Raw genomic sequence first — 21198 nt, forward strand, 5'->3', positions numbered from 1 at the left:
CAGGAGCTGTCCATGAACCGCCCCGACGATTCGATCAAGCTCGGCAAGCAAGCCCGCAAGGACTGCCCCCGCAGCTCCCATTCCGATCCCGGGCAGATCAAGCGCGACCCCTTGCCGTTGATCGAGGCCTCCAGCCAGGGCCGGGTCCAGTCCCTGGTGGCACTGCGCTACGGGCGCATGCTGGTGTCGCCCTTCACCTTCTACCGTGGCAACGCCCTGCTCCAGGCCCACGACCTGGCCAGCACCCCGGACATGGGCCTGCGCTCGACCATCTGTGGCGACTGCCACCTGATGAACTTCGGCGGCTTTGCCACCCCCGAGCGCAACCTGCTGTTCAGCGTCAACGACTTCGACGAGGTCCATCCCGGCCCCTGGGAGTGGGACCTCAAGCGTCTGGTGGCGAGCTTCCTGATAGCCGCCCGGCACCTGCGCCACGGCCCGGGGGTCGAAGAGGCCCTGTGCCGCGAACTGGTGGGCGCCTATCAGCGGAGCATGGCCACCTGCGCCGGGCAAAGCGCCCTGGAGATCTGGTACGACGCCCTGACCTACGAAGACCTGCTGCACCAGGCGCGCTCCAACAGCGACACCCTGGAGCATGTGCAACGGGCCATCGACAAGGCCGCCCGGCGCACCCATGCCGAACTCCTGCCCAAGATCAGCGAACGCGACGCCCGGGGCCGCCTGCTGATTCGCGACGACCTGCCGGAAATCTTCCACCTGCACAACACCACCAGCCTGCTGGACCCCGACGATGACTGGATGCGCCTGGAAGACTGGCGGCCGCTGTACGACACCTTCATGCGCGACTACCGCGGCACCCTGCAGGCCGACCGCCGCGACCTGCTGGCACGGTTCCAGCCCAGCGACCTGGCCTTCAAGGTGGTGGGGGTTGGCAGCGTCGGCACCCGCTGCCTGGTGGCGCTGCTCACCGACGCCCAGCAGCGGCCACTGTTCCTGCAATTCAAGGAAGCCCGGCGCTCGGTGCTCGCCGACTATGTGCGCGAACGCTCAAAGCCAAGGCACAACGGCCAGCGGGTGGTGGAAGGCCAGCGCCTGATGCAGTCCGCCAGCGATCTGTTCCTGGGCTGGACCACCGGCCCCAACGGCCGTCATTTCTATGTGCGCCAACTGCGCGACATGAAGGTCTCGGCGGAACTTGAGACCTTCGACGAGGACACCTTCGCCGCCTATGCCAGGATCTGCGGCCGGGCCCTGGCCCGGGCCCACGCCAAGGCCTCGGGCCAGGCCGCGCGGATCAGCGGCTACATCGGCAAGAGCGAAACCCTGGCCGAAGCCCTGTGGCACTACGCCCAGGCCTATGCCACGCAGAACGAACGGGATTTCGAGCGTTTCCAGCAGGCCTGCCGCAAAGGCCGCCTGCAAGCGCGCTCGGAGGCCGACTTCGCCGCCGACCACCTGCCCTGAAACACAGGCTCAGGTGATCGGGCGCGAGGCCCGGGCGGCTTCGCCATAGAGTTTCAGCAGGGCCTCCTGGTCCAGCGGCGGGCTCAGGTGCGGGCCCTGCACCTCATCGCACTGAATGTCGCGCAAGACCCCAAACTGCTCTGCGGCCTGCACCCCCTCGGCAACCACCCGCAAGGACAATGCATGCCCCAGGTCGACAATCGCCTCGACAATGGAGCGCCCGGCATCGTTGTGGTTGAGCCGGGCGATGAAGCTGCTGTCGATCTTCAGGCCATCCAGGGGGAAGGTCTGCAGGTACTGCAGCGCCGAGTAGCCGGTGCCGAAATCGTCGATCAGCAACTGCACCCCCAGCGCCTTGAGCCCCTGCATGATGGTGAGCACGTGGCGGCTGTCGTCCAGCAGCACCTTGTCGGTCATTTCCAGCTCCAGGCGTGACGGCTCCAGGCCGCTCTGCTTGAGCACCGCCGCGATCCGCGCCACCAGCTGGCCGCGCAGGAATTCCGCCGGCGACAGCTTGACCGCCAGCAGTCGGCCTTCCGGCCAGGCTCGCGCCGCACGACAGGCTGCGTGCAGTACCCAGTTGCTCAGCGGCAGGATCAACCCGGTGTCCTCGGCAATCGGCACGAACACGTCCGGCCCCAGCAAGCCATGCTGGGGATGCTGCCAGCGCACCAGGGCCTCGGCGCCCATCAACTGGCCATCGAGCACGCGGTAGCGCGGCTGGAAATGCAGGAGCAACTGGTCCTGCTCGATGGCATGGCGCAGGTCACGCTCCAGGCGCCGCCGTTCGATGATCCGCACATTCATGTAGGGCGCATAGAAACGCCAGGTGCTGCGCCCCGCCGCTTTCGCCTCGTACAGGGCGATGTCGGCAAAGCGCAGCAGTTCTTCGGCCTGGGAGGCGTCGCCCGGGGCCCGGGCAATGCCGATGCTGGCGCTGATGAAGACCTCGTGCCCGGCGATATAGAACGGTTCCTCGATCCGCTCGATCAGCCGCCGGCACAAGCCTTCGATCTCGTGGCCAGCCACCTGGCCGGTGACCACCAGGACAAACTCGTCGCCGCCGACCCGGGCCACCAGGTCCTCGCTGCGCAGGCATTGGGCCAGGCGCTGGGACACCTCGTGCAGCACCTGGTCGCCAGCGGCGTGCCCCAGCAGGTCGTTCACCGGTTTGAAACGGTCCAGGTCGACGCTGAGCATCAGCAGCGGTTCCTGCAGGGTCGGCGGGGCCTGCAGCCGGCCTTCGAGAAACTCCTGCATGCGGGTGCGGTTGGCAAGGCCGGTCAAGGCATCGTGCTGGGACAGGTACTCGACCCGCCTTCGAGCCGCGACCTCCTCGGTGATATCACTGGCGGTGCCGCGAAAGCCCCCGGCTGCCATGGCCCGCACCGACAGGCGACAGACTCGCGCCTGCCCCTGGCCATCCCGGTACAGGCACTGCTGGATCGCCTGGGAACGCCGCTCCGGGGCCGCCAGCCACTGGCCCAGCGAACCCTGTTCGCAGCTCAGCAGCTCGGTCATCGGCCGCCCCAGGGTCGACTCCCGGGTCAACCCGGTGACCGCCTCGAAACGTTCGGACAGGTAGGTAAAGCACAGCTGCCCGTCGACTTCCCAGATCCAGTCGGACGCAGCTTCAGCCACATCGCGAAAGCGCTCCTCGCTCGCGGCCAGGGCCCAGCGGTTGGCGCGCAGCGCCTGGACCTGCCGGTCCATGACCTGCGCTGCAGCATCGGCGCGGCGCAACAGGAACGCCGCCATCAGGCCCACCAGCAGGCCGGCCAGCAGCAACAGCGGCATCACCAGCACCAGCAACTGGTGCCCGGGGCGCGCCGGCCGCCATTGCAGGGTTCCGGCGCCGTCGGGCAAGTCCAGGGTCGGCAAGCTCTGGTCCGTGGCGGCACGGGCCACCTGCAGATGCTCGATGTCCAGGCCTTGGCCCAGGGCCAGTAACCGCGGCGGGTCGAAACGGGCGACGAAGACCAGCACCGACTGCGGCCCGGCATCTGGGCGCACTTGCGGGTCGTTGCCCGGGCCTATGACAGCGGCGAGCACCAGCGCCGGGGTGCCGGCAATCGACTGGTAACGGTCCACCACCTTGCCGCCGGCCTCCCGCGCTGCGCTGACCAGGGGCGGCAACGCCTCGCCCAGCCAGTTGCGGGCATCCATCTCGCTGAGGTCGCCGGCCACCAGGGAGTACACGGTGTGGCCGGCCGGGTTGATCACGAACACCCCGTCAAAGCCCAGGTCGCGATACAGCGTGGGGCCGAAATTCTGCCGGTTGAAGGCCCAGTCCAGGTCGACCTTAAGGTGCAGGTGCTGGTAGGCATCGCCCCAGAGGGCATAGTCCTTGAGGGTGGTGCGGGCATTGCCGGCAAAGGATTGCAGGGCCTTGTCGATGTCCAGGCGGTTGTGCTGCTCGGCCTCGAGGTTCTGGTCGAGGGCGATGTATACCAGCAGCACACCGGTGAAGAGAAACAGCGCCAGCAGCAGCCCCGAGCACCCCAGCAAGGTGGCGCGGGTCAGCGCCTGATTGGAGGTGCTGCGCCCTTGAGACGGATCAAGACCGAAGTTTTCCATAGTGCTCCAGGCGCCATAACGACAAACCGACCGGTGCGACCCTGCCTCACGCGGCCTTCGACGAAGCTCCCGCTTGCCTATTGACGATAGACAGTTTTTCCCCGCAAGACCTGAAGAAAAGCCCCTGGCGGGGCCTGTGCGGGTATTCCCCCGGCGCCGATTGCCGGCGCCGGGGCATCCTGGAGCGGCGCGTCAGCCAGTGCCGCCGGGCACCACCGGCAGTTGCTCCACCCGGTGATAGAGGGCCAGGCCCAGGCGCTGGCCGATCTCGACCATGGCATCGCAGCCCGCCGACGGCCCGCCGATGCGCAGCACCGCATCGCAGCGTTCCAGCAGGCGCTCGGCGTAGGCATGAAAGCGCTGGTTGTAGATCTCGTCGCCCACCGCCCGGGAACCCGCCAGCCGGGTCATGGGCAACGCCACCCATTCCCCCAGTACCGGAAAGTGCCCCGCCGCCAGGACCTGCGCCGCGCAGTGCTCCATGGCCTCGACATTGCGCGCCAGCAGCGCCGGGTCATCGTCGGTACCAGAGCGATAAGGGCCGGCCACCAGCACCATCAGGCTGCGGGGCTTGAGCACATGCAGTTGCAGGTATTGCAGGAGCATGATGGTCTTGCCGTCGGCGATCTCCCCGCTCTTGATCATGCCCAGGGCCTGGTCGATATCCAGTTCCAAGACCTCGATGTCCTCGCCCTCGTGCTCCAGCCCGCCGCCTGCGTCGATCCGGTCTTCGGCCTGGTAATGGCCAATGAAGAAATGCACCCGCTCGGTCACCGAACCCGGGCTCATGAAGGCATCGAAGACCTTCTGCACCTCGCCGACCCGGTAGCCGGTTTCCTCCTGGGCTTCCTGGCGGATGCGCACCTCGGGGCTGGCGTTGTCCAGGAGCCCGGCAGCGGTCTCGATCAGGTAGCCGCTGTGGCCGTTGACGAAGGCCGGCATGCGGAACTGCCGGGTCAGCAGCACCGTGCGCCGTTGCAGGTTGTACAGCAGGATGGTTGCGCCATTGCCCCGGTCGTAGACCTCGCGGTCCTGGGCCTGCCAGCTGCCGTCGCGGCGGCGCAGCTCGAAGCTGTACTTCTTCAGCACGTACCAGTTGTCGGAGAGGGTCTGTTCGGCGGTGATGCGGATGGTTTCCTCGCTCATGGCTGCTCCTGGGCGTGAAGGGGTGCGGGGCGAAACCCGGCCAGTTGTTCCAGCAATTGCGCCTGGTAGGCCGGGGCCAGGGCGAACCCGCCCGCCGCCTGCCGCAGCTGGCCGCCTGCCAGGCGGTTACGGAACCAGTCGCGGATGAAGTCCGGGGCGTAGCCGCCGGTGCCGAAGCCCCTGGCGAAGGCGATCATGTCCTGATAGACCTGCAGGTACGCCTCTTTGTCGGGGACCGGGTAGCGATTCTGGTACAGCCAGAACTGCAGGTCATAGAGCAGTTGCGACAGTGGATCGGCATGCAGGGCGAAGTAGCGCTTCTCATGGACGATGCGCAAGGCGATCTGGCGGATCAGCGACCCCAGGTCGGGGACTGCGCTGAAATGGCCGAGCAGTTCCTCCAGCAGGGGCGAGAACGGCGCGTGGGCGACCTTGTCCAGATCATCCAGGTAATCCTGTTCCGAGGTGTCGTAGACCTCGGGCGACACCAGCCCGCGGACAAAGGCCTCGAAATCCGCTGCCAGCACTGTCACCGCGTAGTCGGCCTCCTGGTCCACATGCACCACACGCGGCTCGCCCTCGGGCCCGCACTCGCTGTAGTCCAGGGCAACCATGTCATGGCCGGCGGAGGGGCAATCGCAGATGTACACCCCCAGGTCCGGGTAGCCCCACTCCTCGATCATGAAACGGCTGCCCAGGCCACCGCCCAGGGAATAGTCGCCATCGCAGCCGATGCTCAGAAAGCTGTCGATCGCGCAGTGGTCCTCGGCCCAGGAGGTGCCCTGCTCGGTGGGGAAACAGCTGAGGTGCGGGCGCCCGCCGTTGTAGCGGTTCATGAAGGCCACGTAGGACAGCGGCAGGCGATAGCCCAGTTGCGCCTGCAACTGGGCTATGACGCCAGGGCTGGCGGGGGGCTGGTTGATCTTGCTGCTGGTGGCCCGGTCCCAGAACGCGTCCAGGTCGATATCGTGGGGAAATTCGCTCATCCGATGCATCCGTTGCGGTTGAAGGTCGGCCGGTGCCGAAAGCTGCACAGGCTACCGCAAACGGCCCTCAGAACCACCAGCGCAGGAGGAAAAAGAACCCCATGCTCAACAGCATGCTGAGCAGGGTGTTGCGGGTGTAGATCACCAGCGCAATGGCCACCAGGGAGCTGAGCAGGTAGGGGTTGCTCCAGTGCAGGTTCAGCTCGTGGTCGGGCATGAACACGATGGGGCCGCAGATCGCCGTGAGCATGCCCGGCACCGCAAAGCCGAGGAACTGCCGGGCATTGCTGCTCAAGCGCAACGGCAGGCGCGGTTCGAGAAACACGTAGCGATTGAGAAAGACCAACAGGCCCATGCCGAAGATGACTGCCCAGACCATCATGCTTGCCCCCGATAGAGTTTGTTGCAGACAAAACCTGCGGTCATGCCCGCCAGCCCCGACAGCACCAGCGCCGATCCCCAGTGCCAGTAGCTGAACAGCACCGAGCAGAACAGCGATACGGCAACGCAGACCACGGTGGGCACATTGCGCACCAGTGGCGTGATCAGGGCGATGAAGGTGGCGGCGATGGAGAAGTCCAGGCCCAGGTGCTCAAGGCCAGGAATGCTTTTGCCCAGCACGATGCCCAGCAGGGTGAAGAGGTTCCAGGCCACATAGAAAGTCAGCCCGACGCCCAGGGCGTACCAGCGGTCGAACTGCTGCTTGTCGTGGGCGCTGGTCAAGGCGAACAGCTCGTCGGTGAGCAGAAAGCCCAGGCCCACCCGCCAGCGGCCCGGCAAGGGCGAGATCACCGAGCGCATGCTCATGCCGTAGAGCAAGTGCTGGGACGTGAGCAGCAAGGTGGTGAGCAGGATCGAGAAGATCCCCGCCCCGCCCTTGAGCATGCCGATGGCCACCAATTGCGCGGCCCCGGCGAAAACGATGCTCGACAGGCCCTGGCCCTGCAGCGGCGTGAGATTGGCCTCGATGGCCATGGAACCGGCCAGCAGCCCCCAGGGCGCGGTGGCCAGGGACAGCGGCATGATGGCGATGGCGCCACGGATGAACGCGGCACGGGGTAGGAGAACGCTGGACATAGAACCCTGCACACAAGTAACGGACGCTGACTGTGCCATCTGCCGGCGCCCCTGGCTTGAACGATCTTGCGCAATTGCCCCGCCCCGCCCTCGTAGGAGCTGGCTTGCCAGCGAAGGCGTCTCCAAGACCAGCACAAGACCTGCGGGCCTCTTCGCCAGCAAGCTGGCTCCTACGGGAAATAGGGGGATGCAAACGACAGCGCCCCTCACGAGGGAGGGGCGCTGGCTGATGCTACGAGCGGATTACAGCTGGATCAGGTTGCTGATCTTCACGTCCGGATCGACGTCGGCTTCGTAGTCGACACCTTCGATCTCGAAACCGAACAGGCGCAGGAACTCTTGCTTGTAACCGACGAAATCGGTCATCTCGTAGAGGTTCTCGCTGGTCACCTGGTCCCACAGCTGCTTGACCCGGTCCTGGACCTGCGGTTGCAGTTCCTTGTAGTCGGCACGCAGGCGACCTTCCTGGTCGATCACCGGCTCGCTGTTGTACAGGCTGTCCTTGTACAGGCCGTAGACCTGTTCGATGCAACCTTCGTGGCTGCCCTGCTCCTTCATCACCTTGAACAGCAGCGACAGGTACAGCGGCATGATCGGGATCGCCGAGCTGGCCTGGGTCACCACGGCCTTGAGCACCGACACCCGGGCGTCGCCGCCCAGGCCGGCCAGTTGCTGGCGCATGCCGATGACTTTCTGGTCCAGGTCCTTCTTGGCTTCGCCAATGGAACCGTTCCAGTAGATGTCGTGGGTCAGCTTCTCGCCCAGGTAGGTGAAGGCGGTGGTCTTGGCGCCTTCGGCCAGGACACCGGCTTCGTGCAGCGCGTCGATCCACATCTGCCAGTCTTCGCCGCCCATCACCGCCACGGTGCCGTCGATCTCTTCCTGGGTCGCCGGCTGCAGGGTGGTTTCCTTGACGATTTCCTTGTCGGTGTCGACACCGCGCAGGGTCACGGACTTGCCCAGTGGCTTGAGGGTCGAGCTCAGCACTTCACCGGTCTTGGGGTGGGTGCGGCGCGGTGCGGCCAGGCTGTAGACCACCAGGTCGATCTTGCCCAGGTCGCGCTTGATGGTCTCGATGGTCTCGGCCTTGACCGCATCGGAGAAGGCATCGCCGTTGATGCTCTTGGCGTACAGGCCCTTTTCTTCGGCGAACTTGTGGAACGCCGCGGTGTTGTACCAGCCGGCGGTGCCCAGCTTGCCGTCAACGCTGCCGCGCTCGAAGAACACCCCGAGGGTGTTGGCGCCACAGCCGAACGCTGCGGTGATCCGCGCTGCCAGGCCGTAGCCGGTGGAAGCGCCGAGTACCAGTACGTTCTTCGGCCCTGCGTCGATGGCGCCCTGCTGGGTGACGTAATCGATCTGTTGCTTGACGTTGGCTTCACAGCCGACCGGGTGGGTCGTCACACAGATAAAGCCGCGAACGCGGGGTTTGATGACCATACATACTCTCCCAATTTCAAAGTGCCAGGCGCCGATGACGGCGGCGGCAGTGTCACTTGCACTAGTCGTAGACGCTCATATTCGCTTCGCGTCACCAACCTGAGGAATTTGCCCGTCAGGCCCCGGTTCCAGGGGGCACGGCGGTGGTGTTGCGCGCCCGCCAAGCGCGATTGCGCACAGCCCGGGGCGAGACTCTAGCAGGTGCGCCGACGCTGTTGCCTGTCCGTCCGGCGAAATCTCTTGCGCGCCCTGCCCCTGGCCGCTCGCCGCGCCGGCTCAGGGCATCATGTCCAGCGGCAGCTGCTTGTCCTTGCTGCGCGCTTCATACCAGCTCTGCACCACATCCGGCAGGCTGTGCTTCCACTCAGGCTCGGTGGTGTAGTAACGCACCCGCACTTCATCCTTGGGCCCTGCCACCACCAACAGCGCGACCCACAACTGGCCCTGGGTACCGCGCACGAAAATCGCCGCATTGGTGGTGGCCAGGCCCGGCAGCCACATATCGGTGACCTCGGCGCCCTTGAGTTCGGCCGAGGTATCCGCGGAGAACGACGAGCCACTGTCGAGCAGGGTCTGATAGTCCTTCTTCAGCAGTTTCCGGGCGCGCCGGTCTTCTTCCTCGGTGCGCACCAGCGCCGTGGACAGCAGGTCGTAATGGCTCTCCAGGGCTTGCTTGGAAGCCACATAGAGCCCGTCGTAATACACCCCTGAACCGGCGCCGCAGGCAAAGGAGTCGCCCTCCTGGCTCACCTGCAACAGGCCGTTGCGCTGCGTGAAGCGCAGGTTGCAGCCCTCGACGCTGTAGCTGGCCTCACCGCCCTTGATCTGCGCCTTGCCCGCGAGCGAACCGGAGTTGGCGCCGCCCATGGCCGACAGATCGAAGCTCAGGCGATCCTCGCCAGTGCGCCGGATCACCAGATCACCGGCGTAGAACGGGCTGACCGAGACCCGCTGCCAGGTTCCCTGCCACTCGAACGGCACATTCACATAACGCAACGCGACCAGGCGGTTCAGGTATTTGCTGCGCAGGCAACCCAGGTCGGCTGCGCACTGATCCCGCTCCTTGAGCCATTCACGCTGGTCCAGGCGCAGCGCCTTGGGGTCCTTGGCCTTGGCCAGGGTCGCCTTCCAGGCCTTGCCCAGCTGGCTGTCCAGCGAGGCGGTATAGGGGTCGGCACACAGGGCCTTTTCACTGCTGCTGGCGGCCTTGGCGCAGTCGAAACTGCTGGCCTGCACGCCCTGGGAACAGGCCAGGACCGCGAACAGCAAGCCAGTGGCTCGCAAGGGACGAACAAGGGGAGCGAACATGGGTCGATTCCATTCTGAAAAGGCGGCGCAAGAATAACTGCAGTGGAGTGTTTTCAGCGACATCCCGACGAAAAAAGCCCCCGGGCAACCCCCTCTGAAGCCTGGCACGGAGCCGGCAGCTTTTATCGCGACAGGCGGCAACCAGTCGTACTAAGCTCTGCGTTTTCAAACTCCAAGGGCACTGCATGAAATGGATGCTGCAGGCACTGTTGCCGCTATTGAGCCTTGCGGCCCACGCTGGCGAGTTGCGCATGCTGACCGACAACCACCCGCCGCTGCACTTCCAGCAGGGCGAGCGGATGGTGGGGTTTGGTGTCGATGTGGTGCAGGCCCTGGCGCAGCGCAGCGGCGACACGGTGAACGTGCAGCTGCGGCCGATGCTGCGGGCCCTGCGCGATGCCGGAAGCGATGACGACACGGCGGTGTTCACCATACTGCGCACCGCCGAGCGCGAGTCGCGCTACCAGTGGGTAGGCCCGTTGATGCGCACCGAAACCGCCCTCTATACCCGCAATGGCGACAGCACGCCGGTCACCGACCTGCACCAGACCCGGGGCCAGATTGCCGTGCCGCGCAAATGGCTGGTCTACAGCTACCTCAAACAGCAGGGGCTGGACAACCTGTGGGGCGTCGACAGCCCGGAAATCATGATCCGCCTGCTGCAGGTCGGCCGCGTGCAATACGTGGTGGCCGACACCATGAGCGTAAGCACCTTCGCCGCCGAAGAGGGCTTGGCCCTCGACCAGTTGCGCTACCAGATGCCACTGATGCACCAGGACGCCTACATCGCCTTTTCGCCCAAGGTCGATGCGGCCCAGGTGGCCCGCTGGCAGCAGGCCCTGGACGGCATGAAGCGCGATGGCAGCCTGCAGCAGCTCAAGCAACGCTGGCATATTGACCAGGCCACGCCACAGGTAGATTGATTCACCCATGACCAGCCTTGCCCCCTGGAGCCCCATGCCCCATCAGTTGGCGCTCAGTTGCCCGCAGTGCGCAGGCCAGGCCTGCTTCGACTTCGTCGTGGCCAGGCCCATCGAACGCAAGGCCGATGTGCCGTTCTTCCAGGCCCACCCGCTGCTGGAGTACTGGAAAGAGCAGGACAACTGCGGCCACTATCACCACTACGCCCTGTACTTTCCCGGCCTGCATGGCGACCCGATGCAGAGCCTGGGTCCGTTGCCCGATGGCTACAGCCCCAGCCACTGGCAGCGTTCAGCCTACTGGTACCGCGATCACGGCCTGGACCTGGGGTCGGTACGCTGCGAGCACTGCCACTACGCGGCGCGCCACCATCTGAACTGGCCAGGCGAAGCCTATTTTTCCGTACTCTACAAAGGCCAGATGCTCTGGGCCTTCAACCGCGAATCGGCCCTGGCCCTGCATGATTACCTGGGTTCCGCGGAGCGCAATCCCGGTGGCTACCCCTGGCGCAGTTTCCTGCGGCACATCCCGGGGCCGTTCAAGAGCCGCAAGGCACGCCAGCCGCTGACCCGCTCGCTCAAGCGCCTGTTGACCCCGGGCTGAGGCCCCTGACCTGGAGTTCCCCTATGCCGACCTTTACCCCTGCCCGCCCTTTGTATCGCCTCAATTGCACCGGCTGCGGCTGGGACCTGGCAATACTCGGCCAGAACGATGCAACCGTGCGCAAATGCCCCTGGTGCGGCTGCAATGAATTCAGCGAGCAACAGCCGAACCGCAGCGGCGCCGGGCAGATCCTGGAATGCAGGCACCATGGCCCGGTGGTGGTGCAGGTGCTGGACACCAACATCGACAGCCAGGACTTTCTCGACAATCTGTATTGCCCCTTCTGCCCCTGACCGATGGCCATGCTTTCCTGACTTGCACACGGCACTAAATCTCGTCCGCGGCGGCTACTTTCGCTACTATGGCGTGCCGATTCCTGCCTTTGCCGACCCGCCAGACCGGAGCTTCAATGCCTACCCCCAAGGACCTTGCCAGTGACAGCGGCGCACCGATGATTCCCGAGCAGCGCCGCGAGCAGATCCTGCGCCAGTTGCGCAAGCACCAGGTGCTCAGCGTGCATCAGTTGATGGAGATGTTCGACTGCTCGCACATGACCGTGCGCCGGGATATCGCCCTGCTGGAGCAGGAAGGCCGCGCCCACTCGGTCACCGGCGGGGTGCGCATCGCCAGCCAGTTGCACAGCGAGCCCAGCCATCAGTCCAAGGCTGTGGTGGAGCTGCCGCAGAAGCAGGCCATGGCCAAGCTGGCGGCGAGCCTGCTGCACGCGGACATGACCGTGTACCTGGACGCCGGCACCAGCACCCTGGAAATCGTGCCCTACATCAAGGCGCTGTCGGGGATGACCGTGGTGACCAACGATTTCGGCGTGGCCCAGGCCCTGATGGACGCGCCCCAGGTGACGGTGATCCATACCGGCGGGCAATTGGACCACTCCAACCACTCCTGTGTCGGCGGGCTGGCGGTGGCCACCCTGCGCCAGGTGGTGACCGACGTGGCCTTTATCTCCACCAGTTCCTGGGACCTGCGCCGGGGCATCACCACGCCATCGGCGCTGAAGGTCGAGGTCAAGCAGGTGGCGATGCAGTCGGCGACCCAGGTGGTGCTGGTGGCCAGCAGCTCCAAGTACGGTACCTTCAGCATGTACAAGATCGCCGGGCTGGAACAGTTCGACATCATCATCAGCGACGCCGCACTGGCCCCTGCGGCGGCGGACGGGATCCGCAAGCACGGTGTAGAACTGCTGCTGCCGGCACAATCCTGAGCCAGCGATAGCCCCGGCCCACAGCAGCCCGTGGCGCAGGACTTGCTCCCGGGCGACGAAGAGACCGCAGTAGCCACTAGCGGTTTTTTTCAGTCTCGGCCATGAACTGCCCCAGCTCGCGGGCGTAGAACCGGGCCATGCCGGTGGTGCCGTGGCCACGGGTTTCGGCGCTGGCGGGAATCAGCAGCAGGCGGGCATTTTTCACCTGTTTGAGCGCCGCTTGCAGGGTGCCGGTTTCCGGCGGGTTGCGCTCGTCGTCCGCGGCGTTGATCACCAGCACCGGCGCCTGGATCCTGCCCAGCCCCGGCATGGCGTTGTAGTCCGCCGAGGACTGCCACTGGTAGATGAAGTCATTGGCATCGGCGCCCTGGCTGGCCTTGAGGCGCTCCTGCACCAGCTGGTCAGCCTGGGCCCGGGTCGGCGCCAGGGCCTGATAGGCCAGGGTGCCGCCGCTGGTGCCGGTGGCGAACAGCGCGTTGGCCAGGCGCAGCGACGGCGGCTGTTGCCGGTAGTTGCCCTGCTCCCAGGCCGGGTCCTGCTTGATCGACTCCACCAGCAGGCGGCGCATCATCCAGTTGCGCGAAGACATTTCCCCCGGCTGGGAGGCCATGGGCACCAGGGCGTCCATCATCTGCGGCCACTTCTGGCCCCAGATCCAGGCCTGCATGCCGCCCATGGAATTGCCGATGATCAGCCGCAGGTGCTTGACCCCCAGCCCTTCGGTCAGCAGCCGGTACTGGGCCTGGACCATGTCCTCGTAGTTGTACTGGGGGAACCGCGCCCGCAGGCCGTCCGAAGGCTTGCTCGACTGGCCGACGCCGATGCCGTCGGTGGCGATGATGTAGTACTTGCTGGCATCCAGGGGTTGCCCGGGGCCGAACAGTTCACCGCCAAAATCCTTGCTCAACAGGTCGCTGGCCGGCCGATAGGTGCCATGCAGATAGAGGATCGCCGGGTGCTTGGGGTCCCCCAGGGTGATGTAGTGCAGCTTCAGGTTGGCCAGCTGCTCACCGTTGTGGAAGGTGAATTGCGGGGCCACCCAATCCCCCTCGGTGGCCGGCGGCAAGCTCGCGGCCGCGGCCAGGGACATACCGCCCAGGGACAAAATCAGGCCGAGCGCGGCCCGGCAGGCAAAACGCTGCATGGGAAAACTCCTGTGTTTATCGCTACGTATCATCGCGAGCCGTTCGCGGCCTTCGCATCATCTGTGGCCGCTGCCGCAGGCTGCGCAAGGCACCGCAGGGGCCTCGACGGCCGGGGAGTCGCTGCGAGCCTGCGGCTCGTTCGCAGCCTGCGGCAGCGGCTACATAAAGCGATGCGCGAAGGCCCCCAGGGCCTTGCGCGACGCTCCCCAGGTACCTTTTGCTTCGCAACCTGCAGTGGCAGCTACACCGCCGAGCCTTAGCGCGCCTGCCAGTCCCGCAGCCACTGCAGGCCGGCGGAGGTGTTGCCGCGCGGGCGGTATTCACAACCGACCCAGCCGTCGTAGCCAAGGTCGTCCATCAGCTGGAACAGGTAGGGATAGTTCAGTTCGCCCAGGTCCGGCTCGTGACGATCCGGCACCCCGGCGATCTGGATGTGGCCGATCCCGGCCAGGTCGCGGCGCAGTTTCACCGCCAGGTCGCCTTCGACGATCTGGCAGTGATAGCAGTCGAACTGCACCTTGAGGTTGGCCGCGCCGACTTCCTTGCAGATGGCCTGGGCCTGGTCCTGGCGGTTGAGGAAGAACCCCGGCATGTCCCGGGTGTTGATCGGCTCCAGCAGCACCGTGACCCCGACCTTGGCCGCCTGGGCCGTGGCGTGGGCCAGGTTCTCCAGGTAGACGCCGTGGTGCCGCGGGCGATCGTTCTCGGACGGCAACAGGCCGGCCATCACGTGGACCCGCGAGTTGCCCAGCACCGCGGCGTATTCCAGGGCCTTGTCGAACCCCTGGCGGAACTCCTGCTCGCGCCCGGGCAGGGAAACGATGCCCCGCTCCCCCGCCGCCCAGTCGCCGGGCGGAGCGTTGAACAAGGCCTGTTGCAGGCCGTGGTCGTCCAGGCGCTGTTTCAGCTCCTGGGGGCTGTAGTCGTAGGGAAACAGATACTCCACGGCCGTGAAGCCGTCGGCCGCCGCGGCAGCGAAACGTTCGAGAAAGTCATGTTCCGGGTAGAGCATGCTGAGGTTGGCAGCAAAACGAGGCATGGGAACTCCTGGGACAAAGGGTCAGACAAATGGCCAGATCAGCAGGGTAATACAGAACCCCAAGGTGCCGAGCAAGGTGGTGATCACGGTCCAGGTACGCAGGCCGTCCGCGACGTTGAGGCCGGCCAGCTTGGTGAAGATCCAGTACCCGGCGTCATTGATATGGGACATGGCCAGCCCGCCACCGCCCATGGCCAGGCACAGCAGGGCCATGTGGTTGGGGCTCAGGTTGAGGGTGGCGATCAGCGGCGCGATGATCCCGGCGGTGGTCACCAGGGCCACGGTGGTGGAGCCCTGCACCGCACGCAGCAGCATGGTCAGCAGAAAACCCAGGGCCAGCACCGGCAGGCCGGTGGTGCGCAGCAGGTCGGAGACCACCGCACCGATCCCGGTATCCACCAGCACCTTGCCGAACACCCCGCCGGCACCGGCGATCAGGATCACCATGGCCACCCCGGGCAGCGCCGAGCCGATCACGTCGGACACCTGGCTGCGGCTCCAGCCGCGGCGCGAGCCCAGCAGCCAGGCACACAGCAAGGTGTCCAGCAGCAGCGCCACCAGCGGCGCGCCAAGTACCGTCAGCACCCCGCGCAGGGTGGATTCCAGGGGCAGCAAGGAAGTAGCCAGGGTGCCCAGCAGGATCAGCACGATGGGCAGCAGGATCAGGCTGACGATCAGGCCGAACCCCGGTGGCGGCGCCGGTGGCAGTTTCGCCGCCAGGCTGCCGGTGGATTCTTCCAGGCCCATGTGCGCCACAGCGGCCACCGCCTGGGGGCTGGCAGGCTGCTCGGAACCGTTGTTCCAGGCGGCGAGGTCTTCATTGGTGACGTGCGGGCCGTAGACTTCGGCGCGGATGTCATCGGTCATCGGGTAGTTGCGCCGGGTCATGCGCCCCGCCACGCGGTAGCCCACGTAGCACAGCAGCGCGGTCAGCGGCAGGCCGAACATCAGCACCCGGCCCAAGTCCGCGCCCAGCTGGCTGGCCGCGGCCACCGCTCCAGGGTGCGGCGGCAGGAAGGCGTGCACGGTGAGGAGCGCGGCGCACATCGGCAAGGCGAACACCAGCAGCGGCTTGCGCGCACTGCGGGCCACGCCATAGGCCAGGGGCATGAGAATGATCACCCCGACCTCGAAGAACACCGGCACGCCGATGATGAATCCGGCCATGGTCAGTGCCAGGGGCGTGCGCCGGTTGCCGAAGCGCTCGATCAGGGTCTTGGCCAGCGCCTCGGCGCCGCCGGAAAGCTCGATGATGCGGCCGATCATCGCGCCCAGGGCGATGATGATGGCGATGTGGCCGAGGGTCTTGCCCATGCCGCCCTCGATGGTGGCCACCAGCTCCGCCGGTTTCACCCCGGCCACCAGCGCCACCAGGATGCTTACCAGCATCAGCGCGACAAAGGGCTGGAACTTGTACTTGAGCACCAGGAACAGCAACAGGGCGATACCGGCCCCGGCGGTGATCATCAGAATCAGCGGGCTCATTGCACAAGCCCTCCACCCAGTGGCTGGCAGGGGGTGCTGGTGGTGCGGGAACCCGTAAAGCAAATGCAGTCATTCATCTCGGGAAATCCTGTTGTTATTGTTTTTCAACGGCAAGCCGCTCCCCGCGAAAGCCTCATGAAGGCTTCCGTGGACTGGCGTGCATGAAACGCTGGCAGTGTCGCGGGCTTACCAGGTGGCGCCGAAAGCGTCCCGCAGCTCATCCAGGGCGGCCTGATCCAGAGGTGCCGGGCGCGGCTGGCTCATCAGCCACAGGCGCGCGGTTTCCTCCAGCTCTTCCAGGGCGTAGCTGGCCTTGGACACACTGCTTTCCCAGACCACCGGGCCCAGGCGTTCGAGCATCACCCCACGCACCTGGTTGGCCAGTTGCGCCACCTGCTCGGCGACCTTGGGCGAACCCGGGCGCTGGTAGCCGATCAGCGGGATATGCCCGACCTTCATCACCTGGTACGGGGTCAGCGGCGGCAGGATGTCGTCCTCGCGCCAGACCCCGGCCAGGGTCAAGGCCACCAGGTGGGTGGAATGGGTATGCACCACGCCGCCCACCCCGGGATTGCGGTCATACACCTGGCGATGCAGGGCCAGGGTCTTGGACGGTTTGTCGCCGCTGACCCACTCCCCCGCCAGGTTGACCTTGGCGATGGCTGCAGGGTCGAGCCGGCCCAGGCAGATGTCGGTGGGGGTGATCAGCCAGCCATCATCGAGCCGCGCACTGATGTTGCCGGCGCTGCCCACGGTGTAGCCGCGCTGATAGAGGCTGCGGCCGACATCACAGATTTCTTCGCGCAGAGCGTTTTCCCGGCTCATGCCTGACCTCCCGCCAGTTGACCCAGGGCCTTGCTGAAAAAGTCGCGACCACCGAAGTTGCCGGACTTCAGCGCCAGGGCCAGGGGCTCGCCGCCACTGCTGACGGTGGCCGGGACCCCGGGATCGATCTGCGCGCCGATCTGCAGCAGGCGCACGTCCAGGGCCTTGACCACGGCGCCGGAGGTTTCCCCGCCAGCCACCACAAAGCGCCGCACGCCGCTGTCGCGCAGGCCCCGGGCGATCTCGCCCAGGGCATCCTCCACCAGCGCTCCGGCACGTTCGGCACCGAGCTGACGCTGCACCGCCTTGACCTCTTCCGGCGTGCTGGTGGCGTAGATCAGCACCGTGCCTTGCTGCTCCCGGGCAAAGGCCAGGGCCTGTTCCACCACCGCCTCGCCGGCCGCCAGGGCCAGCGGGTCGATGCGCCAGGCCGGGCGCTCGGCTTCAAGCCAGGCATCGACCTGGGCATTGGTGGCCAGGGAGGCACTGCCGGCCAGCACCACTTCGCCACCGGCTACCTTGGGCAGGCTTGCAGCATCGAGGTCACGCAGCTTGCCGGCGCGACGGAAGTTTTCCGGCAGGCCCAGGGCCAGCCCGGAACCGCCAGTGAGCAGCGGCAGGTCGGCGCAGGCGGCGCCGAGGGTATAGAGGTCGGCATCGGACAGCGCGTCGGCAATCGCCAGGGCAACACCCTGCCCGCGCAGTTCGGCGATCCTGCTGCGCACCGCCTCCACGCCCTGGGCGATGCTGTCGTAGCGCAGCAGGCCTACCGGCAGCCGGGTCTGGGATTGCAGGACCCGCACCAGGTTGGCATCGGTCATCGGCGTCAGCGGGTGATGCTGCATGCCCGATTCGCTGAGCAACTGGTCCTGGACGAACAGGTGGCCACGGAAAATGGTCCGGCCGTTCTCCGGGAACGCCGGGCAGGCCAGGGTGAAATCGCTGCCCAGGGCCTCGAGCAAGGCCTCGCTGACCTGACCGATGTTGCCCGCCGCGGTGGAATCGAAGGTCGAGCAGTATTTGAAGAAGATCTGCTCGCAGCCCTGGTCCCGCAGCCATTGTAGGGCGGCCAGGGATTCGGCCACCGCTTCGCTGGCCGCAGTGGTACGCGACTTCAGCGCGATCACCACGGCGTCGGCGTCCAGCCCGGCAGCCACTTCAGCGCTGGGAATGCCGATGCTCTGCACAGTGCGCATGCCACCGCGAACCAGCATGTTGGCCAGGTCCGTGGCCCCGGTGAAATCGTCGGCGATGCAGCCCAGCAACGGGCGTGGATTGGAAATCGTCATCACGGGCTCCTCACTCGGCATCGGGCTTGGCCACGGGCAGGTCGATGCCCGGGAAGATCTTGATCACCGCCGAGTCGTCCTCGCGGCCAAAACCGGCGCTGGAGGCCTGCATGAACATCTGGTGCGCGGTGGCCGACAGCGGCAGCGGGAATTTGCTGGCCCGGGCGGTATCCAGCACCAGCCCCAGGTCCTTGACGAAAATGTCCACCGCGGACAGCGGTGTGTAGTCGGCCTTGAGGATATGCGGAACGCGGTTCTCGAACATCCAGGAGTTGCCCGCGCTGTGGGTGATCACCTCGTACAGGGCATCGGCGTCCACCCCTTCGCGCAGCCCCAGGGCCATGGCTTCGGCGGATGCCGCGATATGCACCCCGGCCAGCAACTGGTTGATGATCTTGACCTTGGAGCCCAGGCCATGGGCATCCCCCAGGCGATAGACCTTGCCGGCCATGCCCCCCAGAATCGCCTCGGCCCTGGCGTAAGCGGTGGCCGGGCCGGAGGTCATCATGGTCATCTCGCCGGCGGCAGCCTTGGCCGCGCCACCGGAGATCGGTGCATCCAGATAGAGCAGGCCCAGGGCCTCCAGGCGCTGGCCCAGGTCCACGGCGTAGGTCGGGGCCACGGTGGCACAGCCGATCACCAGGCTGCCGGGACGCAGTGCCGCTGCCGCCCCGCCCTCACCGAACAGCACGCTTTCGGTCTGCTCGGCATTGACCACCACGGTGACAATCACATCGCATTCGCCGGCCAGTTGCGCCGCCGAGGCGCAAGCCACGCCGCCTTCGCTGGCGAACTGCGCGGTGACCTCGCTGCGCACGTCACAGGCATGCACCTTGAAACCGCTGCGCAGCAACGACCGGGCGATGCCCAGGCCCATGGCGCCAAGACCGATGACACCGACATTGTTGTTATTCATGGGGGACTCCAGAAATAGACCAGGACTGTGCCGCGCCAGACAGACGCCGGGCAAGAACCGGGCAGGACAGGGAAATCCGGATTGCAGGTCCGGCAAATGCAACACAGGCAGCAACAGGCGCAGCGCCAGACGGCAAGCCCGGAAGGTGCATGGCACCGTGGGCAGGTGCCGAGAGAGGCAGGAGCGAATCGATCATCATGGCCATCCTGTTGCTGTTGTTATCAGGTTGAGCTTTGGCTGTGAACGATCATCCACCAATGAACGGATTATGTGAAGAAGTTTTTCAATCTAACATTTTTTAACATCACCTTGAGCGCCCGGCCCCGGCCAGCCACTAGTCGGAAGCCGACGGCCGGTGCCCCGTGGGCTGCTACAACCCTTCACAGCCCTGATCTGGATCAGCATGGCCCGGGGTGACCTGGCCGAGGCTGAATGAACGAGGGCTGCTGACTGGCGGTAGCACCCTTCATCGCAACCCCGTTGACGCTCCCCCTGGCGGAGAGCTCAATGGCCTGTCTGGTTATGCTTGGATAAGGATGATTCAACATGGCAAAGATTGAGGTTTTATCAGGTGATTTCCTGCAAGGCGCCGGCGAGTACCGGCACGGCACCTTCAGGCTCAAGACGGTATTCAACAGCAACGGCGTCGAGGTCAAGGCATCGGCCTTCAAGACACTGGAGATCGCCAGCGAAAGCCCCATCACCAACAAGGACGCCCTGGGCTACGGCATTGCCGGCGCCATGCTGTTGGGCCCGGTGGGCGCCCTGGCCGGGTACCTGATGGCGGGTACGGAAAACGAAGTGACCTTCATCGGCACCCTCAAGGATGGCCGGCAGTTGATGGCGGCCACCGATAGCGCGACCTACAAGGATATCTCCCAGCACTTGCTGCACTGATAATCCTCGTCGCTATATTCAGTGCTCATGACATCCCCATCTGTCATGGGCACTTTCTTTATATGAAACTTATATATATCCGCCTCTCGCATCAGCTAATTCCCACCCTTAGCTGAACCTCACCTGAAACTTCGTAACTGATCAATGATTCAGGGCAATTTAACCTTGACTCCAGCACCCCTCCTGAGTAAATTGCGCGGGCCGGTAATTACGGCCCTTTGTTTAACTCACTAAAGAAGCCAATGGACACAGTATCTAGACGCTGTCTGGTCACTGCCGCTGCGCAGAGCCAGGCACTTAACCCTGAAAATGACGGGACTCGACTCCGCGGTCGGGTAAGCTGCGCTAGGGCTTGACGCTCCAACGTAACTTGCCTCCCCCGGAACCAGTCCGGTCGCGAGGCAAATGTTATGCACTTCACTTCCTCTGTAATGCCAGGCGTTCGCGCCTTCGCCGCTACCATGCGGGTCAAGCTGTGCCGTGAGCCCAAGGTTCTGGCGCGCTCGCCGTTTTCTCGTGCCGCCCCCACCCCCTCGACCGCCCTGCGAGCCAATTGGCGCGTCTGCCCGATGACCGGGCAGTTGCAGCAACGCTGGAGCTTCGACGATAGCCAGGACCCGCAGAGTCGGGGCGCTGCCCTGCTCCTGCAGCAGGCCGGACTGATCTTCGGCCTGTACCTCGGGGCACGCAGCTCAGCCTGAACCAGCGGTAACTTTCCGTTGTTTGCAAACGAACTTTAAAAGTTTAAGTTCGGCGGCGTGCTAGTGCCTGTCAGTTAATAAAGTTACTGGAGAAAGTTATGGAAGAGGCCAGTAGTAGGTTCGCTGCCCATACAACTTCATTGTTTGGGCAGCGAACGTTAAAACCTGAAAAACGCCAAGATCAAAATCGATCGCT

General features: G+C 65.4%; 20 protein-coding genes. 7 read left to right on the top strand and 13 right to left on the bottom strand.

What is annotated here, in order from left to right; translation table 11 throughout:
* The first annotated feature begins 12 nt into the window (after positions 1-12).
* Positions 13-1425 carry a DUF2252 domain-containing protein gene (locus tag AC1RMG_RS17615; RefSeq protein WP_011061611.1) on the top strand — a complete coding sequence of 471 codons (1413 nt, stop codon included), beginning with the start codon at positions 13-15 and terminating at the stop codon, positions 1423-1425.
* Positions 1426-1434: 9 nt separating this feature from the next.
* Here the strand turns inward: AC1RMG_RS17615 and AC1RMG_RS17620 are convergent, their stop codons facing one another.
* From AC1RMG_RS17620 to AC1RMG_RS17650, 7 genes are all read right to left on the bottom strand, one after another.
* Positions 1435-4002 carry a bifunctional diguanylate cyclase/phosphodiesterase gene (locus AC1RMG_RS17620; RefSeq protein ID WP_125062380.1) on the bottom strand — a complete coding sequence of 856 codons (2568 nt, stop codon included), beginning with the start codon at positions 4000-4002 and terminating at the stop codon, positions 1435-1437.
* Between the two features lie 192 nt (positions 4003-4194).
* Positions 4195-5148, bottom strand: a complete 954-nt coding sequence (nudK, locus tag AC1RMG_RS17625; RefSeq protein WP_011061613.1) for a GDP-mannose pyrophosphatase NudK — start codon at positions 5146-5148, stop codon at positions 4195-4197.
* Positions 5145-6134, bottom strand: coding sequence for an SMI1/KNR4 family protein (locus tag AC1RMG_RS17630; RefSeq protein WP_401154208.1), 990 nt, complete (start codon positions 6132-6134; stop codon positions 5145-5147). The genes nudK and AC1RMG_RS17630 overlap by 4 nt, the downstream gene beginning before the upstream one ends.
* 67 nt (positions 6135-6201) lie before the next feature.
* The gene (locus AC1RMG_RS17635; protein ID WP_011061615.1) at positions 6202-6513 is read right to left on the bottom strand and encodes an AzlD domain-containing protein; all 312 of its coding nucleotides are present in this window, start codon (positions 6511-6513) and stop codon (positions 6202-6204) included.
* Positions 6513-7211 (bottom strand): AzlC family ABC transporter permease, encoded by a 699-nt coding sequence (locus AC1RMG_RS17640; protein ID WP_011061616.1) that lies wholly within the window; start codon positions 7209-7211, stop codon positions 6513-6515. The genes AC1RMG_RS17635 and AC1RMG_RS17640 overlap by 1 nt, the downstream gene beginning before the upstream one ends.
* 243 nt (positions 7212-7454) lie before the next feature.
* A complete protein-coding gene (gene fabV, locus AC1RMG_RS17645) occupies positions 7455-8651 on the bottom strand; it encodes an enoyl-ACP reductase FabV (RefSeq protein ID WP_041118506.1) in 1197 nt (398 codons plus the stop codon).
* A gap of 276 nt (positions 8652-8927) precedes the next feature.
* Positions 8928-9959, bottom strand: coding sequence for a lysozyme inhibitor LprI family protein (locus AC1RMG_RS17650; RefSeq protein WP_401154206.1), 1032 nt, complete (start codon positions 9957-9959; stop codon positions 8928-8930).
* Between the two features lie 185 nt (positions 9960-10144).
* Between AC1RMG_RS17650 and AC1RMG_RS17655 the strand changes: the two genes are divergently transcribed.
* The 4 genes from AC1RMG_RS17655 to AC1RMG_RS17670 all read left to right on the top strand — a co-directional run bounded on the left by AC1RMG_RS17655 (position 10145) and on the right by AC1RMG_RS17670 (position 12705).
* Positions 10145-10882 (top strand): substrate-binding periplasmic protein, encoded by a 738-nt coding sequence (locus AC1RMG_RS17655; RefSeq protein ID WP_236203140.1) that lies wholly within the window; start codon positions 10145-10147, stop codon positions 10880-10882.
* Between the two features lie 7 nt (positions 10883-10889).
* Positions 10890-11483, top strand: a complete 594-nt coding sequence (locus tag AC1RMG_RS17660) for a hypothetical protein (protein WP_019095487.1) — start codon at positions 10890-10892, stop codon at positions 11481-11483.
* A gap of 23 nt (positions 11484-11506) precedes the next feature.
* On the top strand, positions 11507-11776 hold the full coding sequence (locus AC1RMG_RS17665) for a hypothetical protein (protein ID WP_262212012.1): 270 nt from the start codon (positions 11507-11509) through the stop codon (positions 11774-11776).
* 116 nt (positions 11777-11892) lie between these two features.
* A complete protein-coding gene (locus tag AC1RMG_RS17670) occupies positions 11893-12705 on the top strand; it encodes a DeoR/GlpR family DNA-binding transcription regulator (protein WP_015635853.1) in 813 nt (270 codons plus the stop codon).
* 76 nt (positions 12706-12781) lie between these two features.
* Here the strand turns inward: AC1RMG_RS17670 and AC1RMG_RS17675 are convergent, their stop codons facing one another.
* From AC1RMG_RS17675 to ltnD, 6 genes are all read right to left on the bottom strand, one after another.
* Positions 12782-13849 (bottom strand): alpha/beta fold hydrolase, encoded by a 1068-nt coding sequence (locus tag AC1RMG_RS17675; protein ID WP_053158897.1) that lies wholly within the window; start codon positions 13847-13849, stop codon positions 12782-12784.
* A gap of 257 nt (positions 13850-14106) precedes the next feature.
* On the bottom strand, positions 14107-14889 hold the full coding sequence (otnI, locus tag AC1RMG_RS17680; protein WP_011061624.1) for a 2-oxo-tetronate isomerase: 783 nt from the start codon (positions 14887-14889) through the stop codon (positions 14107-14109).
* A gap of 21 nt (positions 14890-14910) precedes the next feature.
* Positions 14911-16374, bottom strand: a complete 1464-nt coding sequence (locus tag AC1RMG_RS17685; protein ID WP_011061625.1) for a GntP family transporter — start codon at positions 16372-16374, stop codon at positions 14911-14913.
* Positions 16375-16560: 186 nt separating this feature from the next.
* Entirely contained in the window at positions 16561-17199 is a 639-nt protein-coding gene (otnC, locus tag AC1RMG_RS17690) for a 3-oxo-tetronate 4-phosphate decarboxylase (RefSeq protein ID WP_011061626.1), read from the bottom strand.
* Positions 17196-18488, bottom strand: a complete 1293-nt coding sequence (otnK, locus tag AC1RMG_RS17695) for a 3-oxo-tetronate kinase (protein WP_346624309.1) — start codon at positions 18486-18488, stop codon at positions 17196-17198. The genes otnC and otnK overlap by 4 nt, the downstream gene beginning before the upstream one ends.
* Before the next feature lie 10 nt (positions 18489-18498).
* The gene (gene ltnD, locus AC1RMG_RS17700; RefSeq protein WP_368994748.1) at positions 18499-19404 is read right to left on the bottom strand and encodes an L-threonate dehydrogenase; all 906 of its coding nucleotides are present in this window, start codon (positions 19402-19404) and stop codon (positions 18499-18501) included.
* Positions 19405-19950: 546 nt separating this feature from the next.
* On the opposite strand from ltnD, the gene AC1RMG_RS17705 reads away from it, so the two are divergent.
* Both AC1RMG_RS17705 and AC1RMG_RS17710 read left to right on the top strand, forming a co-directional pair.
* On the top strand, positions 19951-20301 hold the full coding sequence (locus AC1RMG_RS17705; RefSeq protein ID WP_011061629.1) for a hypothetical protein: 351 nt from the start codon (positions 19951-19953) through the stop codon (positions 20299-20301).
* 410 nt (positions 20302-20711) lie between these two features.
* Entirely contained in the window at positions 20712-21002 is a 291-nt protein-coding gene (locus tag AC1RMG_RS17710) for a hypothetical protein (protein ID WP_011061630.1), read from the top strand.
* The last annotated feature ends 196 nt before the right edge of the window (positions 21003-21198 follow it).

The sequence above is a fragment of the Pseudomonas sp. GW822-FHT04H02 genome, assembly GCF_058800645.1.

Coding starts and splice junctions, on each gene's coding strand:
- AC1RMG_RS17615 (WP_011061611.1), top strand. CDS start 13: ATGAACCGCCCCGACGATTCGATCAAGCTCGGCAAGCAAGCCCGCAAG.
- AC1RMG_RS17620 (WP_125062380.1), bottom strand. CDS start 4,002: ATGGAAAACTTCGGTCTTGATCCGTCTCAAGGGCGCAGCACCTCCAAT.
- nudK (WP_011061613.1), bottom strand. CDS start 5,148: ATGAGCGAGGAAACCATCCGCATCACCGCCGAACAGACCCTCTCCGAC.
- AC1RMG_RS17630 (WP_401154208.1), bottom strand. CDS start 6,134: ATGAGCGAATTTCCCCACGATATCGACCTGGACGCGTTCTGGGACCGG.
- AC1RMG_RS17635 (WP_011061615.1), bottom strand. CDS start 6,513: ATGGTCTGGGCAGTCATCTTCGGCATGGGCCTGTTGGTCTTTCTCAAT.
- AC1RMG_RS17640 (WP_011061616.1), bottom strand. CDS start 7,211: ATGTCCAGCGTTCTCCTACCCCGTGCCGCGTTCATCCGTGGCGCCATC.
- fabV (WP_041118506.1), bottom strand. CDS start 8,651: ATGGTCATCAAACCCCGCGTTCGCGGCTTTATCTGTGTGACGACCCAC.
- AC1RMG_RS17650 (WP_401154206.1), bottom strand. CDS start 9,959: ATGTTCGCTCCCCTTGTTCGTCCCTTGCGAGCCACTGGCTTGCTGTTC.
- AC1RMG_RS17655 (WP_236203140.1), top strand. CDS start 10,145: ATGAAATGGATGCTGCAGGCACTGTTGCCGCTATTGAGCCTTGCGGCC.
- AC1RMG_RS17660 (WP_019095487.1), top strand. CDS start 10,890: ATGACCAGCCTTGCCCCCTGGAGCCCCATGCCCCATCAGTTGGCGCTC.
- AC1RMG_RS17665 (WP_262212012.1), top strand. CDS start 11,507: ATGCCGACCTTTACCCCTGCCCGCCCTTTGTATCGCCTCAATTGCACC.
- AC1RMG_RS17670 (WP_015635853.1), top strand. CDS start 11,893: ATGCCTACCCCCAAGGACCTTGCCAGTGACAGCGGCGCACCGATGATT.
- AC1RMG_RS17675 (WP_053158897.1), bottom strand. CDS start 13,849: ATGCAGCGTTTTGCCTGCCGGGCCGCGCTCGGCCTGATTTTGTCCCTG.
- otnI (WP_011061624.1), bottom strand. CDS start 14,889: ATGCCTCGTTTTGCTGCCAACCTCAGCATGCTCTACCCGGAACATGAC.
- AC1RMG_RS17685 (WP_011061625.1), bottom strand. CDS start 16,374: ATGAGCCCGCTGATTCTGATGATCACCGCCGGGGCCGGTATCGCCCTG.
- otnC (WP_011061626.1), bottom strand. CDS start 17,199: ATGAGCCGGGAAAACGCTCTGCGCGAAGAAATCTGTGATGTCGGCCGC.
- otnK (WP_346624309.1), bottom strand. CDS start 18,488: ATGACGATTTCCAATCCACGCCCGTTGCTGGGCTGCATCGCCGACGAT.
- ltnD (WP_368994748.1), bottom strand. CDS start 19,404: ATGAATAACAACAATGTCGGTGTCATCGGTCTTGGCGCCATGGGCCTG.
- AC1RMG_RS17705 (WP_011061629.1), top strand. CDS start 19,951: ATGGCAAAGATTGAGGTTTTATCAGGTGATTTCCTGCAAGGCGCCGGC.
- AC1RMG_RS17710 (WP_011061630.1), top strand. CDS start 20,712: ATGCACTTCACTTCCTCTGTAATGCCAGGCGTTCGCGCCTTCGCCGCT.